The organism is Polymorphobacter megasporae (assembly GCF_018982885.2).
GTDB classification, from domain to species: domain Bacteria; phylum Pseudomonadota; class Alphaproteobacteria; order Sphingomonadales; family Sphingomonadaceae; genus Polymorphobacter_B; species Polymorphobacter_B megasporae.
In genome coordinates, this window is the sequence record NZ_CP081848.1 from 1,668,514 (window position 1) to 1,683,755 (window position 15,242).

Annotated in this window: 13 protein-coding genes; 12 read left to right on the top strand and 1 reads right to left on the bottom strand. The window is 69.1% G+C overall.

The features are described from left to right. The first annotated feature begins 1 nt into the window (after window position 1). Genes KTC28_RS07785 through ftsZ form a run of 12 tightly spaced genes read left to right on the top strand, consistent with a single transcriptional unit; the run spans window position 2 to window position 14,434 of the window. Entirely contained in the window at window positions 2–1,456 is a 1,455-nt protein-coding gene (locus tag KTC28_RS07785; RefSeq protein ID WP_216708376.1) for a UDP-N-acetylmuramoyl-L-alanyl-D-glutamate--2,6-diaminopimelate ligase, read from the top strand. Next, entirely contained in the window at window positions 1,453–2,835 is a 1,383-nt protein-coding gene (locus tag KTC28_RS07790; RefSeq protein ID WP_216708377.1) for a UDP-N-acetylmuramoyl-tripeptide--D-alanyl-D-alanine ligase, read from the top strand. The genes KTC28_RS07785 and KTC28_RS07790 overlap by 4 nt, the downstream gene beginning before the upstream one ends. After that, window positions 2,832–3,905, top strand: coding sequence for a phospho-N-acetylmuramoyl-pentapeptide-transferase (gene mraY / locus KTC28_RS07795; protein WP_216708378.1), 1,074 nt, complete (start codon window positions 2,832–2,834; stop codon window positions 3,903–3,905). The genes KTC28_RS07790 and mraY overlap by 4 nt, the downstream gene beginning before the upstream one ends. Further along, window positions 3,902–5,224, top strand: a complete 1,323-nt coding sequence (gene murD / locus KTC28_RS07800; protein ID WP_216708379.1) for a UDP-N-acetylmuramoyl-L-alanine--D-glutamate ligase — start codon at window positions 3,902–3,904, stop codon at window positions 5,222–5,224. Before mraY ends, murD begins: the two co-directional genes overlap by 4 nt. Continuing rightward, window positions 5,221–6,381 (top strand): FtsW/RodA/SpoVE family cell cycle protein, encoded by a 1,161-nt coding sequence (locus KTC28_RS07805; RefSeq protein WP_216708380.1) that lies wholly within the window; start codon window positions 5,221–5,223, stop codon window positions 6,379–6,381. The genes murD and KTC28_RS07805 overlap by 4 nt, the downstream gene beginning before the upstream one ends. Further along, entirely contained in the window at window positions 6,378–7,469 is a 1,092-nt protein-coding gene (locus KTC28_RS07810; protein ID WP_216708381.1) for a UDP-N-acetylglucosamine--N-acetylmuramyl-(pentapeptide) pyrophosphoryl-undecaprenol N-acetylglucosamine transferase, read from the top strand. The genes KTC28_RS07805 and KTC28_RS07810 overlap by 4 nt, the downstream gene beginning before the upstream one ends. Before the next feature lie 13 nt (window positions 7,470–7,482). After that, on the top strand, window positions 7,483–8,949 hold the full coding sequence (murC, locus tag KTC28_RS07815) for a UDP-N-acetylmuramate--L-alanine ligase (protein WP_216708382.1): 1,467 nt from the start codon (window positions 7,483–7,485) through the stop codon (window positions 8,947–8,949). Continuing rightward, window positions 8,946–9,902 carry a UDP-N-acetylmuramate dehydrogenase gene (murB, locus tag KTC28_RS07820; protein WP_216708383.1) on the top strand — a complete coding sequence of 319 codons (957 nt, stop codon included), beginning with the start codon at window positions 8,946–8,948 and terminating at the stop codon, window positions 9,900–9,902. The genes murC and murB overlap by 4 nt, the downstream gene beginning before the upstream one ends. Then, on the top strand, window positions 9,899–10,819 hold the full coding sequence (locus KTC28_RS07825) for a D-alanine--D-alanine ligase (protein ID WP_216708384.1): 921 nt from the start codon (window positions 9,899–9,901) through the stop codon (window positions 10,817–10,819). Before murB ends, KTC28_RS07825 begins: the two co-directional genes overlap by 4 nt. Then, the gene (locus KTC28_RS07830; protein WP_216708385.1) at window positions 10,816–11,688 is read left to right on the top strand and encodes a cell division protein FtsQ/DivIB; all 873 of its coding nucleotides are present in this window, start codon (window positions 10,816–10,818) and stop codon (window positions 11,686–11,688) included. The genes KTC28_RS07825 and KTC28_RS07830 overlap by 4 nt, the downstream gene beginning before the upstream one ends. Further along, complete coding sequence (gene ftsA, locus KTC28_RS07835) at window positions 11,685–12,959, top strand: cell division protein FtsA (protein ID WP_216708386.1); 1,275 nt, start codon at window positions 11,685–11,687, stop codon at window positions 12,957–12,959. The genes KTC28_RS07830 and ftsA overlap by 4 nt, the downstream gene beginning before the upstream one ends. Before the next feature lie 56 nt (window positions 12,960–13,015). Beyond that, complete coding sequence (gene ftsZ, locus KTC28_RS07840; RefSeq protein ID WP_216708387.1) at window positions 13,016–14,434, top strand: cell division protein FtsZ; 1,419 nt, start codon at window positions 13,016–13,018, stop codon at window positions 14,432–14,434. A gap of 179 nt (window positions 14,435–14,613) precedes the next feature. On the opposite strand, the gene KTC28_RS07845 is transcribed toward ftsZ, so the two are convergent. Further along, window positions 14,614–15,189: a hypothetical protein gene (locus KTC28_RS07845; RefSeq protein WP_255602367.1), complete on the bottom strand. Its 576-nt coding sequence runs from the start codon at window positions 15,187–15,189 to the stop codon at window positions 14,614–14,616. Between the last annotated feature and the right edge of the window lie 53 nt (window positions 15,190–15,242).

Below are 15,242 nucleotides of genomic sequence, written 5' to 3' on the forward strand. Positions count from 1 at the left end.
CATGAACTTAGGCGACCTTGCCGAGGTCGATCAGGCGCATCGGGCGCTGCCGGTGACGGGGTTCGCGCTCGATCATCGCAAGGTCGCGCCGGGGACGGTGTTCGGCGCATTCCCCGGTAGCACGGTCAACGGTGAGGACTATATCGCCGCGGCGATCGCCAACGGCGCGGTTGCGGTCGTCGCCCGGGCCGGAGCGCGGGTTGACGGGGTGCCGCATCTGTCGGCGGACGAGCCGCGGCGGCTGTTCGCGGCGATGGCGGCCAAGTTCTTCGCGCCTTTCCCGCAGGTTGCTGTCGCGGTCACCGGGACGAACGGCAAGACCTCGACGGTCGAACTGACGCGGCAGCTTTGGCGGCTGGCGGGTCAACACGCCGCGAGCATCGGGACGCTCGGCGTGACGACCGCCGACGATCAGGTCTCGACCGGGCTGACGACCCCCGACGTCGTCACCTTTCTCGCCAACATGGGCGGATTGGCGCGCGAGGGGCTGACGCATGTCGCCTTCGAGGCGTCGAGTCATGGGCTGGCGCAGTACCGCACCGAGGGGCTTCATGTTGGCGCTGCTGCCTTCACCAACCTCAGCCGCGACCACCTCGATTACCACGGTGACATGGAGTCGTATTTCGCTGCGAAGCTCCGGCTGTTCAGCGAAGTCCTTGATCCCGCAGGCGTTCCTGTCGTGTGGTGCGACGCCGACACGACGTGGAGCCGCCGCGTCGTCGCCGCCGCGCACAAGCGCGCACAAGTGCCGCACACCGTCGGCCCCACTGGCGATACCATCCGGCTCGCCGGGCGCACACCTTCCAGGCTCGGCCAGACGCTCGATCTCGTCGTCGCCGGCAAGACTTACCGCGTCGAGCTGCCGCTGATCGGCGCGTATCAGGCGGCGAACGCGCTCGTCGCGGCGGGGCTGGTGATCGCCACCGGCGGCGACGTCGCGGGCACGCTCGCCAATCTTGCCCGGGTCCAGCCGGTGCGCGGACGCCTCGAACGCGCGGTGATCGCGAAGTCGGGCGCGCCGGTCTACGTCGACTACGCCCACACCCCCGACGGCCTCCGTGCCGCGATCGAGGCGCTGCGCCCGCATACCGATGGCCGTCTGCGGCTGGTGTTCGGCGCGGGCGGCGACCGCGATACCGGCAAGCGTCCGCTGATGGGCGCGGTCGCGGTCGACCTCGCCGATGACGTCATCGTCACCGACGATAATCCACGGACCGAGGACCCGGCAGCGATCCGCGCGGCAATCACGGCCGCGGCGCCGGGAGCAACCGAGATCGGCGACCGCCGCGCCGCGATCGCCGCCGCGATCCGCGCGAGCGGTCCGGGCGACGTCGTCCTGATCGCGGGCAAGGGCCACGAACAAGGTCAGATCGTCGGCGACCGCGTCCTGCCGTTCGACGATGTCGTCGTCGCGCGCGAGGTCGCCGAGCAGATCGCGCACGAGGCTGCGGCGTGACCCCGCTATGGACCTCCGACGCCATTGCGACCGCGACCGGCGGGCTCGCCTCGGGCGCGTTCGCCGTCGACGGCGTCACCTTCGACTCGCGTGAAGTCGGCCCGCGCGACTTGTTCGTCGCGCTTTCGGGTGAGGCGACCGACGGCCATCGCTTCGTCGATCAGGCGGTCCAGCGCGGTGCGAGCGGCTTCCTCGTCAGCGAGTCGATCGACGCCCCCAACGTCCAGGTCGTCGATACGATGGCCGGCCTCACGGCGCTCGCCGTCGCCGCCCGCGCGCGGACCAGTGCAAAGATCATCGGCGTCACCGGCAGCGTCGGCAAGACCGGGGTCAAGGAGGCGATCCGCCTCGCGCTGACCCGGGCGATGCCCGACCGCGTCCACGCCTCGGTCAAGTCGTACAACAACCATACCGGCGTGCCGCTCAGCCTCGCGCGGATGCCCGCCGACACCCGCGCCGGGGTGTTCGAGATGGGGATGAACCATGCGGGCGAACTCGCCGCGCTGACCCGCCTCGTCCGCCCGCACATCGCCGTCGTCACCGCGATCGCCAGCGCCCACCGCGAATTCTTCGCCAGCGAGGAGGCGATCGCCGATGCCAAGGGCGAGATCTTCGCCGGGCTCGAACCCGGCGGCGTCGCCATCGTCCCGTTCGATTCCCCCCACCGCGACCGCCTGATCGGCCATGCCCGCGACCATGCCGCGCGCATCGTCACCTTCGGGTTGGGGGAGGGGGCCGACGTCCGCGCCACCGCCTTCACGCACCACCCCGATTGCACGACCGCGACCGCGACGATCGGCGAGCATCGCCTGATGTTCCGCATCGGCATGGCCGGGGCGCATTGGCTGTCGAACGCGCTCGCGGTCCTTGCTGCGGTCGACGCGGCGGGGGGCGATCTCGCGCTTGCCGGTCTCGCGCTCGCCGAACTGACCGAGCTGCCGGGGCGCGGCGCGCGCTTTGCGGTGCTGCGCGACGAGGGCACGGCGACGGTGATCGACGAAAGCTACAACGCCAACCCAGCGTCGATGGCGGCGGCGCTCGGCGTCCTCGGCGGGGTCAAGCCGGCGGGGCAGGGGCGGCGGATCGCGGTGCTCGGCGAGATGCGCGAACTCGGCGACGGGTCGGACGGCTTCCACGCCGGGCTCGCGGCGGCGGTCGAGGCGGCGGGAGTCGACCGCGCAATCCTCGTCGGCGACGCGATGGCGGCACTCGCCGACGCCCTGCCGCGCCGAATTACGACCACCCGCGCCGCCGACGCGACGGATGCCTTCGCGATCCTCGATAAGGCCCTTGCGGCAAACGACGTGGTGCTGATCAAGGGGTCGAACAGCGTCGGCCTCGGTTCACTCGTCGCGCGTTTGCGAAAGGCGGCGGCATGATCTTCATTCTGGCAAAGATGGCTGGGTTCGAGGGCGTCCTTAACCTGTTCCGCTACATCACCTTCCGCTCGGGCGCGGCGGTGATGACCGCGCTGATCATCGCGCTGTGGATCGGGCCGCGCTTCATCCTGTGGCTCAAGGGCAAGCAGGGCAAGGGCCAGCCGATCCGCAGTGACGGTCCCGCGTCGCACCTGCTGACCAAGAAAGGCACGCCGACGATGGGCGGGCTGATGATCCTGATTTCGATGACGGTATCGACCGTATTGTGGATGGACGTCACCGACGGCTTCACCTGGGCGTGCCTGTTCGTCACGCTCGGCTTCGGCGCGATCGGCTTCATGGACGACTATGACAAGGTGGTGAAACGCTCGGCCAAGGGTGTGTCGGGGCGGATCCGGCTGCTCCTCGAATTCGTCATCGCCGGGGCGGCGGTCTGGTACATCGGCACCCGCGATGGCCACACATTGTATCTGCCGTTCCTCAAGGACGCCGGGCTGTACCTCGGCTTCGGTTATATCATCTTCGGCGCGTTCATCGTCGCCGGGTTCGGCAATGCGGTCAATCTGACCGACGGGCTCGACGGGCTGGCGACGATGCCGGTGATCATCGCCGCACTGACCCTCGGCGTCATCGCCTATGTCGCGGGGAACATTCGCTTTTCCGATTATCTTGGCATCCACCATGTCCCCGGATCGGGCGAACTCGCGGTGTTCGTCGGGGCGCTGATCGGGGCGTGCCTCGGCTTCCTGTGGTTCAACGCGCCCCCGGCGGCGGTCTTCATGGGCGACACCGGAAGCCTCGCATTGGGCGGCGCGCTTGGAACGATCGCGGTCGTTACCAACCACGAGATCGTCCTGCTGCTGATTGGCGGGCTGTTCGTGCTCGAGACCGTCAGCGTCATCGTCCAGGTCGTCAGCTTCAAGACGACCGGCAAGCGCGTCTTCAAGATGGCGCCGCTGCACCACCACTATGAACAGCTCGGCTGGAGCGAGTCGACGGTGGTGATCCGCTTCTGGATCGTGTCGCTGATCCTCGCGCTCGCGGGCCTGTCGACGTTGAAGCTGCGGTGATCACCTCCACCCTCTGGGCCGGGAAGACATTCGGCGTCTTCGGGCTCGCGCGCACCGGCAAGTCGGTGATCGCCGCGCTTGCCGCGAGCGGCGCGACCGCGCTCGCGTGGGACGACGGCGAGGCCGCGCGCGCGACTTTCGCGGGCGAGCTCACCGATCTCCACTCTGCCGATCTGAGCAAACTCGACGCGATGATCGTCTCCCCCGGCGTCCCCCACGACGCGCCGCTGTTCCGTCGCGCCGTCGCCGCACGCATCCCGGTCATCGGTGACATCGAGCTCTTCGCGCAGGCGCGCGCCGGACTGCCGGCCCACAAGGTCGTCGCCGTCACCGGGACCAACGGCAAGTCGACCACCGCCGCGCTGATCCACCACATGCTCGTCACGGCCGGCATCCCCGCGCGCCTCGGCGGTAACATCGGCGCGCCGATCCTGTCGGAGGAGCCGCTGGCAGAGGGCGGCGTGTACGTCCTCGAACTGTCGAGCTTCCAGCTCGACCTGACCTACAGCCTCGTCAGCGAGGTCGCGGTGCTGCTCAACATCACGCCCGACCACCTCGATCGCCACAAGACGATGGCAGCATATGCGGCGGCGAAGGCGCGGCTGTTCGCGATGCAGATTCCGGCCGACTTCGCGATCATCGGGCAGGACGACCGCCTGTCGCGCGATATCGGCGACGACGCCGTCGCGCGGGTCATTCCGATTTCGGCGGCGACGCGGCTCGGCGAGGGCGTCAGCGTCACCGGCGGGCGGCTGGTTTTCGGCGGGGTGGACGAGGGCGCGCAGGCCGACTGGCCCGCGCTCGCCGGGCCTCATAACGCGCAGAACGCCGCCGCCGCGGTCGCCGCCGCGCTCGTGCTCGGCATCGATCGCCCGACGATCGCGCGCGGCCTTGCCAGCTACCCCGGCCTGCCGCACCGGATGGAGCGCATCGCCGAAGTCGCGGGGGTCGCGTACGTCAACGACAGCAAGGCGACCAACCCGACCTCGACGGCTCCGGCGCTCGCCGCCTTCGCGCACGTCCACTGGATCGCGGGTGGCCTCGCCAAGACCGACGAGCTTGACGCGTGCCTGCCGTTCCTCGGCCATGTCCGCGCGGCGTATCTGATCGGGCAGGCGGCCCCGGTGTTCGCGGATATCCTCGACGGGCGGGTGCCGGTGGTGATGGCGGAGACGCTCGACCGCGCAGTGGCGCTCGCCGCCGCAGCCGCCCGCCCCGGCGACACCGTCCTGCTGTCGCCCGCGTGCGCCAGCTACGACCAGTTTACCGATTATGCGGCGCGCGGTGCCGCCTTCCGCCAACTCGTGGAGGCCCTGTGAAGCATCTGTCGCGCAACGACCGCTCGACCCTCGGCCGCTGGTTCTGGACGATCGACAAGCCGCTGCTGACATTGGTGCTGCTGCTGATCGGCCTCGGCGTGATCGCCGTCGCCGCCGCCTCGCCCGTTGCCGCGCGCCGCTATTCGGGGGGTAATTTCCACGTCGACGACCTGTTCTACCTCAAGCGTCAGATCATGTGGGTCCTCGCGGGCGTGCCGTTGATGCTTGGCGTTTCGATGCTGCCGATGACGTGGGCGAAGCGTGTCGCGATCGGCGGCACGATCGGCTTTCTGGTCATGCTGTTCGCCGTTCCCTTTGTCGGCAGCGAGGTCAACGGCGCGGTCCGGTGGATCAACCTGCCGGGGTTCCAGCTTCAGCCGTCCGAGTTCCTCAAGCCGCTGTTCATCGTCACCACCGCGTGGCTGCTTGCGGCGCGCTTCGACGACCGGACGCTGCCGACGATGCAGTTGTCGTTCGGGCTTCTCGTCGTCATCTCGGCATTGCTGATCAAGCAGCCCGACTTCGGCCAGACGGCGTTGTTCGCCGCGGTCTGGGCGGCGCAGGCGATCCTCGCCGGCATGAGCGTGATGGTCATCGGCGGGCTCGCGTGTTTTGCGGTTGCCGGGATGGGCGTCGCGTATCTGACGTCGACCCACGTCGCCGAACGGATCGACCATTTCGTCAAAGGCACCGGCGACACCTACCAGATCGACCGCGCGCTCGACTGCTTCAAGGCGGGCGGGCTGTTCGGCGCAGGACCGGGCGAGGGGCAGATGAAATTCCGATTGCCCGAGGCGCAGACCGACTATATCTTCTCGGTGATCGGCGAGGAGTTCGGCGCGATCGCCTGCTTCATGCTCGCGGTGCTGTACCTCGCGATCGTCGTCCGCGTCCTCCTCCAGCTGCTCGACGAGGAGGAGCCGTTCGTCTTCCTCGCCGCCGCCGGCCTCGCGATCCAGTTCGGCCTGCAGGCGGCGATCAACATGGCGGTCAACCTCGCGCTGCTGCCGTCGAAGGGGATGACGTTGCCGTTCGTCAGCCACGGCGGCTCGTCGTTTCTCGCGCTGTCGATCGGCATGGGGCTGCTCCTCGCGCTGACCCGCCGTAATCCGTACCTCAAGGCGTCGCCGTACGCGGCGGCGGCGCGGGCGGCATGACCCGCCACTACGTCGTCGCAGCGGGCGGGACCGGCGGCCACATGGTCCCGGCGCACGTCCTTGCGGGCGAGCTGATTGCGCGCGGCCACCGGGTCACGCTGATGACCGACGCGCGCGGGCTTCGCTTCCCCGGGCTGTTCGATGGCGTGGCCACGCGGATCGTCGAGTCTGCGGTGCTCGGTGGGAAGAACCCGCTCGGCTGGGTGCGGATGCTGGCGAAGGTCTGGCGCGGACGGGGCGAGGCGAAAGCGTTCTTCCTTGCCGAGCACGTCGCCGCGGTTGTCGGCTTCGGCGGCTATCCGTCGCTGCCGCCGTTGCTTGCGGCGATCGGGCTCAAGCGCCCGGCGGTGCTCCACGAACAGAATGCGGTCCTCGGCCGGGTCAACCGGCTGCTTGCGGGGCCGGCGACGCGGATCGCGCTGAGCTTCGAACCGACGCAGCGGCTCGCGCCAAGGTACGGACCGAAGACCGTCTTCACCGGCCTCCCCGTCCGCGCCGACATCGCCGCGATCGGCGCCGCGCCGTATCCCTCCACCGACGGCGTCATCGAAATCTTCGTCACCGGCGGGAGCCAAGGCGCAACGATCCTGTCACGCGTCGTCCCCGCCGCGATCGGGCGGCTGCCGCACGATTTGCGTGCGCGGCTTCGCGTAACGCAGCAGTGCCGGCCCGAGGACATCGCCGCCGTCCGCGCGCTTTACGTCGATCAGGGGACGACCGCAGTGCTCGAAACCTACTTCGCCGATTTCGCCGCCCGGCTCGCCGCGTCGCACCTCGTCATCACCCGGTCGGGCGCGTCGACGATGGCCGAACTTGCCGCTGCGGGGCGTCCCGCGATCCTCGTCCCCTTCGCCGCCGCGACCGACGACCACCAGGCCGCCAACGCCGCGACCTTCGTTGCCGCCGGGGCCGGGCCGATGCTGCGCGAGGCCGATTTCACCCCCAACGCCGTCGCCGCGGCGATTGTTTCGCTGCTGACGACTCCGGGGGCGTTGGCAAAGGCGGCACAAGCGGCCAAGAGCGTCGGTCATCCCGACGCCGGCGCAAAGCTCGCCGACCTCGCGACCAGCCTTGGAACACAGACATGACCGGCCCGCACCTATGACCGGAATCGCCCGCGAGATCGGCACGATCCACTTCATCGGCATCGGCGGCATCGGCATGTCGGGCATCGCCGAGGTGATGCACAATCTCGGCTACACCGTGCAGGGGTCCGACGTCGCCGAGGGCTATGTCATCGAGGGGCTGCGCGACCGCGGCATCCACGTGATGATCGGCCACGATGCAGCGAACCTCGGCGATGCTGCGGTCGTCGTCACCTCGACCGCGATCAAGCGCGCCAACCCCGAGGTTGAGGCGGCGATCGAGCGGCGCATCCCGATCGTCCGCCGCGCCGAAATGCTCGCCGAGCTGATGCGGTTGAAGTCGACCGTCGCGATTGCCGGCACCCACGGCAAGACGACGACGACGTCGATGATCGCGGCGTTGCTCGATGCGGGCGGCATGGACCCGACGGTGATCAACGGCGGCATCATCAACACCTATGGCTCGAACGCACGCCTTGGCGCGGGCGAATGGATGGTCGTCGAGGCCGACGAATCTGACGGCAGTTTCTTGCGACTCCACGGCACGATCGGCGTCGTCACCAACATCGACCCCGAACATCTCGACCACTACGGCAGCTTCGACCGGGTGCGCGACGCCTTTGTCGAGTTCATCGAGCACGTCCCCTTTTATGGTGCGGGGATCCTGTGCCTCGACCATCCCGAGGTCCAGGCGATGCTGCCCAAGGTCCAGGACCGGCGGATCATCACCTACGGCTTTTCGGCGCAGGCCGACGTCCGCGGCGAGAATGTCACCCCGGTGCCCGGCGGCAACAGCTTCACCGCCGTCGTCCGCGACCGCGCGGGCAACGAGCGCCGGATCGAGCCGCTGCACCTGCCGATGCCGGGCCGCCACAATGTCCAGAATGCCCTTGCCGCAGTCGCGGTCGCGGTCGAACTCGGGATCAGCGACGCCGCGATCACGACCGGCTTCGCGCGCTTCGGCGGGGTCAAGCGGCGCTTCACCAAGGTCGGGGAAGTAGGCGGGGTCGCGATCATCGACGACTACGGCCACCACCCGGTCGAAATCCGCGCGGTGCTGTCGGCGGCACGCGAAGGCGCGCAGGGCCGGGTCATCGCCGTCGTCCAGCCGCACCGCTTCACGCGGCTCCAGTCCCTGATGACCGAGTTCCAGACCGCGTTCAACGACGCCGACATGGTCATCGTTGCGCCGGTCTATGCCGCGGGCGAAGCGCCGATCGAGGGGGTCGACGCCGATGCGCTCGCGGTCGGGTTAAAGCGCGCGGGGCACCGGTCGGTCGCGACGACGACGGGGGCGGCCGATCTGGCGGAGCAGCTCGCGGGGCTCATCCAGCCCGGGGATATGGTGGTTTGTCTCGGCGCGGGGGACATCACGAAATGGGCGGCTGGATTGGCCGCTGCGATCACGCCTCTGCTTCCCTCCCCCCTCGAAGGGCAGGGACAGGTTGCGTCCTTCGCGCAACCGGGGAGAGGGGGCGGATGAGCGCGCTCGGCACTCACCCTCACCCTGGCGTGCAAGGGCACGCCTGTCCCTCTCCCTCAAGGGGAGAGGGATTTCGCGGCACGATCGAGCCGCACGGCTCGCTCGCAGATTTCATCTGGTTCCGCACCGGCGGCCCGGCAGAACGGCTCGTCCGCCCCGCCGACCTCGACGATCTGCGCGGCTATCTCGCCGACCTCCCGGACGACGTGCCGGTGATGGCGGTCGGGGTCGGATCGAACCTCATCGTCCGCGACGGCGGCGTGCACGGGGCGGTCGTCCGCTTGCCGAAGTCGTTCGCCGCCGTGACCATCGACGGCGACACCGTCCGCGCGGGAGCCGCAGCGATGGGAATTACCGTCGCCAGCGCCGCGCGCGACGCCGGGCTGGCGGGACTCGAATTTCTCCGGGGCATCCCCGGCACCGTCGGCGGCGCAGTACGGATGAATGCCGGAGCTTATGGCCGCGACGTGTCCGACTGCCTGATCGAGGCGACCGTCGTCGCGCGGGACGGCTCGATCGCGACAGTCGCGGCGACAGACCTCGGATTCGACTATCGTCACTCCGCGCTCCCCGCCGACAGCATCGTCGTCAGCGCCACGTTTCGTACCACCCCCGGCGACCGCGCGACGATTGCCGCCGAGATGGACCGGATCGCCGCCGAACGCGAGGCGTCGCAGCCGCTGCGTTCGCGTACCGGCGGCTCGACCTTCCGCAATCCCGACGGCGACAAGGCGTGGCGGCTAATTGATGCCGCCGGGTGCCGGGGACTCCGCCACGGTGGCGCGCAGGTCAGCGAGAAGCACACCAATTTCCTGATCAACACCGGCGACGCGACGAGCGCCGATATCGAAGCGCTCGGCGAGGAGGTTCGCACGCGCGTCCTCGCGCACAGCGGAGTCGACCTCCACTGGGAAATCGCCCGGGTTGGCCGGCCTGTCGAGCAGCGGCCATGAAGGTCGCGGTCCTGATGGGCGGCTGGTCCGCCGAGCGCGAGGTGTCGCTGACCTCGGGCGGGGGCATTGCCGCCGCGCTCGAACACCTCGGCCACGAGGTCGTCACGATCGACATGGGCCGCGACGTCGCCGCGCGGCTTGCCGCTGCGGCTCCCGATGTCGTGTTCAACGCCCTCCACGGCACGCCGGGCGAGGATGGCAGCGTGCAGGGGATGCTCGACCTGATGGGGCTCAAATACACCCATTCGGGGTTGCGGACGTCGGCGATCGCGATCGACAAGGTGTTGACCAAGGCGGTACTCGTGCCGCTGGGCATCCCGATGCCGGGCGGGCGCGTCGTCACCTCGGCGAGCCTCCACGACGGCGACCCGCTGCCGCGCCCCTACGTCCTCAAGCCGGTCAACGAAGGGTCGAGTGTCGGCGTCGCGATCGTCACCGACGCCTCGAACTACGGCAACCCGATCGCACGCGACGTGCCGGGGCCGTGGGGTGAGTTCGACGAACTCCTCGCCGAGCCGTTCATCGCCGGGCGCGAACTCACCACCGCAGTGCTTGACGGGCCCGGCGGCCCATGGGCGTTGGCGGTGACCGAGTTGACCACCGCGCAGGGCTTCTACGACTATGAGGCAAAGTATAGCGAGGGCCGCACCGTCCACCATTGCCCCGCCGATCTGCCCGACGACATCACCGCCGCCGCGCTCGATATCGCCGTCCGCGCGCATGTCGCGCTCGGCTGCCGGGGCACGTCGCGGTCGGACTTCCGCTGGGACCCGTCGCAGGGCGTCGGCGGGCTGTACCTGCTCGAGGTCAACACCCAGCCCGGGATGACTGCGCTCAGCCTCGTCCCCGAACAGGCGCGGTATCGCGGCATCGATTACGATGCGCTCGTCGCGCGTATTCTCGCGAGCGCGGCATGACGACGGCGGTGATCAAGCGCCGTGCCCCCGCGCGCCGTCCGGTGGCGAAGAAGCGCGAGCCGGTGCCGATGGTCCGCGTGCCCGTCGCCGCCGCGCGTTTGTGGCGGCACGTCGCGGCGGGATTCCTCGCGCTCGCGCTGGTCGCCGCTGCGGTCGTCGCGATCCTGCTCCACGTCCCCGAGCGCGCGTGGCTGTCGACCGCGCAAGCCGCGAGCCGTGCCGGGTTCGAGGTCCGTCACGTCGAGGTCCACGGCGTCGCCAACGCCCCCCGGCTCGCGGTCGTCACCGCTGCGCTCGAAGGCCCGACCAACTCGATGCTGCTCGTCGATCTGTCCGCGGCACGCGCTCGTCTCCGGGCGCTGTCGTGGGTCGCCGATGCGAGCGTCGCGCGGCGGCTGCCCGATACGTTGATCGTCGATATCGTCGAGCGCCGCCCGGTCGCTTTGTGGCAGTATCATCACAAGCTCGCGGCGGTCGACCGCAGCGGCATCGCGCTGACCGGCGACCACCTTGACCGCTTCGCCACGCTGCCGCTGATCGTCGGCGCGGGGGCGAACGAGCACGTCGACGACCTGCTGGCCCTGCTCGGCGGCCAGCCGCGCCTCGCTGGGACGGTCGACGCCGCGACCTTCGTCGGCCAACGGCGCTGGGACCTGCGCTTCAAGTCGGGCGAGACGCTCGCGCTCCCCGAGGGCGCGCTCGCACCCGCCGCGCTGGCGAAGTTCGACGCGCTCGACCGCAAGACCGGGATGCTCGGCAAGGGCTATGTCTGGTTCGATCTCCGCCAGCCGGGTCAGATGACGGTGCGCGTCGCGGCACCGGTCAAGCCCGACAAAAAGAAGACGCCGAATAAGCCGGTGACGATTTGAGCACCGCCAAACCGCAGCGCGGCGAACGCACGGTCACCGTCCTCGACGTCGGCACGTCGAAGGTCGCGGCGCTGATCGCGCTGATCGGCGCGAACGGCGCCGACCCGCGCGTCATCGGCGTCGGCCAGCGTGTCTGCCACGGCGTCCGCCGCGGGCTCGTCGCGGACATGGAAAAGACCGAGAGCGCGATCCGCGCCGCGGTCGACCAGGCCGAACGCAACGCCGGGGTCCAGGCCGAGGCGGTCTACGTCAACATGTCGGCGGGCGGCCTACGCAGCGAGGTCGAGAACGTTGAGATCGATATCGGCGGCCACAAGATCTCCGCCGCCGACATGACGACGCTGCTTGCCGCCGGGCGCGCACGGATCGACCCCGGCAGCCGCACCGTCCTCCACGCCCAGCCCGCATTGTATTCGATCGACGGGCTGACCGGAGTGCAAAGCCCGGTCGGGTTCCACGCCGACCGGCTCGGCATGGACATCCACATCGTCACCGCCGACACGCCGCCGATCCGCAACCTCGACCTCGCGGTCCGCAGCGCGCATCTCGGGGTGCGGACGATGGTCGCATCCCCCGCCGCATCGAGCCTCGCGGTCCTCGCCGCCGAAGAGCGCGAGCTGGGTGTCGCGCTTGTCGAGATCGGCGCAGGGGTGACCAACATCGCGGTCCACATGATGGGGCAGCTGGTCGGCGTCGCTTCGATCGCGATGGGCGCTGGCGACATCACCAACGACATCGCCTCGGCATTCGCGACGCGGCGCAGCCATGCCGAGCGGTTGAAGACGCTCCACGGCGCGGCGATCACCGCGCAGAAGGACAATCACGACATCATCGAGGTGCCGCCGATCAGCGACGACGACACTGCCGAGCCGCTCCGCGTGCCCAAGTCGCAGATCGTCGCGGTCGTCCGCCACCGGCTCGACCTGCTGTTCGGCGAGGTCGCGCTGCTGCTGCCGCAGATGGGCTTCACCGGACCACAGGCGCGGCAGGTCGTGCTCACTGGCGGAGGCGCGGAGATCAAGTCGATCGCCGATTTCGCCCAAGGCGTGCTCGGTAAGAACGTCCGTCTCGGCCGCCCGCGCGGGCTGACGGGGCTGCCCGATGCGCAGTCGGGGTGCGCGTTCGCGACGCTTGCGGGCCTCGCTTTGTTCGCTGCCGAAGACCTGCCCGACATGTGGAATGCCAAGCCGTCGACCGCGTCCGCCGCGAAGGGCGGGAAGCCGTCGGGGCGGCTCCAGCAAATGGTCGATAAATTACGTTCTAGCCTGTGAAGTACTTGGACCAGACTCACCGTCTGTAGTATGACAGTTGGAAGAGGAGACGAGATATGGTGGATTTCAAGCGTCCCGAGCTGACTGAGCTCAAGCCGCGGATTGCTGTCATCGGCGTCGGTGGAGCCGGCGGCAATGCCGTCACCAACATGATCGTCAGCGGCCTCCAGGGGGTCGACTTCGTCGTCGCCAATACCGACGCGCAGAGCCTTGCGGTCAGCGAGGCGGAGACGCGAATCCAGCTCGGGCTCAAGATCACCCAGGGCCTCGGCGCCGGGTCGCGTCCCGAGATCGGTCGAGCCGCTGCCGAGGAAACGATCGAGCAGATCGAAGCCGCGCTCGACGGCTGCCACATGTGCTTCATCACTGCCGGCATGGGCGGCGGCACCGGCACCGGCGCGGCCCCGGTCGTCGCCCGCGCCGCGCGTGAAAAGGGCATCCTGACCGTCGGCGTCGTCACCAAGCCGTTCGCCTTCGAGGGCCTCAAGCGGATGCGCTCGGCCGAGGAAGGCATCGTCGAGCTGCAGAAGCACGTCGACACGCTGATCATCATTCCGAACCAAAATTTGTTCCTCATCGCCAACGCCAACACGACCTTCAAGGACGCGTTCGCGATGGCCGACCAGGTTCTCCACCAGGGCGTCCGCGGCATCACCGACCTGATGATCATGCCCGGCCTGATCAACCTCGACTTCGCCGACATCCGCACCGTCATGTCCGAAATGGGCAAGGCGATGATGGGCACTGGCGAGGCATCGGGCGAGAACCGCGCGATCGAGGCGGCCGAAAAGGCGATTGCCAACCCGTTGCTCGACGAAGTCTCGATGCGCGGCGCGAAGGGCGTCATCATCAACATCACCGGCGGCGACGACCTCCGCCTGATGGAAGTCGACGAAGCCGCGACGCACATCCGCGAGATGGTCGACCCCGAGGCGAACATCATCGTCGGCTCGGCGTTCAACCCCGATCTCAACGGCGTCATGCGGGTGTCGGTCGTCGCGACCGGGATCGACGTCGTCGCGCGGACTCCGGCGGTCAGCACGACGCGGACGATGCCCGCGTTCGGCGGCACCGCGTCGGCGTTCCCGACTGCCGCCGCGCCGCGCACACCGGCCCCCGAGCCGACCGTCAGCGCGAGCGCTCACGCCGTCACCGAACCCGAACCCGAGCCGCTCGACCTCAGCCTCGACGACGTCGTCGACGAGCCCGCCGAGCCGATGATCCGCTTCACCCCGGCGCCGCCGCAGCCCGCCGCCCCGGTCGTTGCGGCGACCCCGGCTGCACTGACGCCGATGCGCCCGCAGCCCGAGGTCGAGGAAAAGCCGCTGACCTTGTTCGAGAAGATGATGAACCTCAGCCGCAAGCCCGCCGCGCGCCCGGCCGTCACGACGCTCGCCCCCGACCCCGAAGGCGAACCCGACCCTCAGCCGGAGGTTGCGATCCCGTCGTTCTTTAAGAAGCAGGCGAACAACTAGGGCGGGGTAGGCGTTCGGTAGCGCGACGATCGTGCTGCTTTCGCGTGAGAGCGACGACCTACAAGACAGCCGTCATCCCCGCGAAGGCGGGGACCCATCACCACTAATGTTGGGGTGATGGGTCCCCGCCTTCGCGGGGATGACGGCGCTGTTGTCGTCGAACCCGTTCGGATCGCGGACTAGGCAGGGGTGCAGTGAGCTTCCTGCTGGTTCCACTGCGGAATCAGCCTGACCCGGCGTTTCGACCAATAGCTGATGTCCATCGACACCCGGACCGGCGCGCCTTTACGCATGTAGATCGCCTGGTCTCCCGTCCTGCCGTTCCCGGTCAGGCACCGCGACCATCCCGACGCTTCGAGTGCCTGGGTCAGCTTGAACACCGCGTTGTTGTCGCTGTCGTGCCACAAAGTCAGCTGGTCGAAGCCGCCTTCGCCGCTGCTCCCGGCGAGATCGACCGCGGCTTCGTACGGACCGGCATCCCCGACCATGACGCCGTGCCGGCGGCAGCGGATATGAACCGCATCGAGATCGACGCAATCGTTGAAGCCCGCGCGCTTCGCGTCGATCATCGGGCCGCTGACCGGCAGACCGTCATAGGAGACCGATGGCGGAGGATTGCGCACCGGCTGGTGGCATCCTGCGAAGGCGAAGAACACCGCAACGGTGGCGAAACGCGCCAGCGCACGGAGCACGCCGCCGCCTGTCCGACTGCGGGCAGTCACGGCAAAGGGACGGCTCCCGGTTCTGCTTGCCATATCCACCCTGAAGCTTGCGACGCGAATGCCCGGCGGGAGTGTACCGGCTTCGC

What these genes read in the sequence shown, in the direction of transcription:
- murB (WP_216708383.1), top strand. Translation starts at nt 8,946, where the DNA reads ATGAGCGCGCTCGGCACTCACCCTCACCCTGGCGTGCAAGGGCACGCC.
- mraY (WP_216708378.1), top strand. Translation starts at nt 2,832, where the DNA reads ATGATCTTCATTCTGGCAAAGATGGCTGGGTTCGAGGGCGTCCTTAAC.
- KTC28_RS07825 (WP_216708384.1), top strand. Translation starts at nt 9,899, where the DNA reads ATGAAGGTCGCGGTCCTGATGGGCGGCTGGTCCGCCGAGCGCGAGGTG.
- KTC28_RS07845 (WP_255602367.1), bottom strand. Translation starts at nt 15,189, where the DNA reads ATGGCAAGCAGAACCGGGAGCCGTCCCTTTGCCGTGACTGCCCGCAGT.
- KTC28_RS07785 (WP_216708376.1), top strand. Translation starts at nt 2, where the DNA reads ATGAACTTAGGCGACCTTGCCGAGGTCGATCAGGCGCATCGGGCGCTG.
- murC (WP_216708382.1), top strand. Translation starts at nt 7,483, where the DNA reads ATGACCGGAATCGCCCGCGAGATCGGCACGATCCACTTCATCGGCATC.
- KTC28_RS07810 (WP_216708381.1), top strand. Translation starts at nt 6,378, where the DNA reads ATGACCCGCCACTACGTCGTCGCAGCGGGCGGGACCGGCGGCCACATG.
- ftsZ (WP_216708387.1), top strand. Translation starts at nt 13,016, where the DNA reads ATGGTGGATTTCAAGCGTCCCGAGCTGACTGAGCTCAAGCCGCGGATT.
- KTC28_RS07830 (WP_216708385.1), top strand. Translation starts at nt 10,816, where the DNA reads ATGACGACGGCGGTGATCAAGCGCCGTGCCCCCGCGCGCCGTCCGGTG.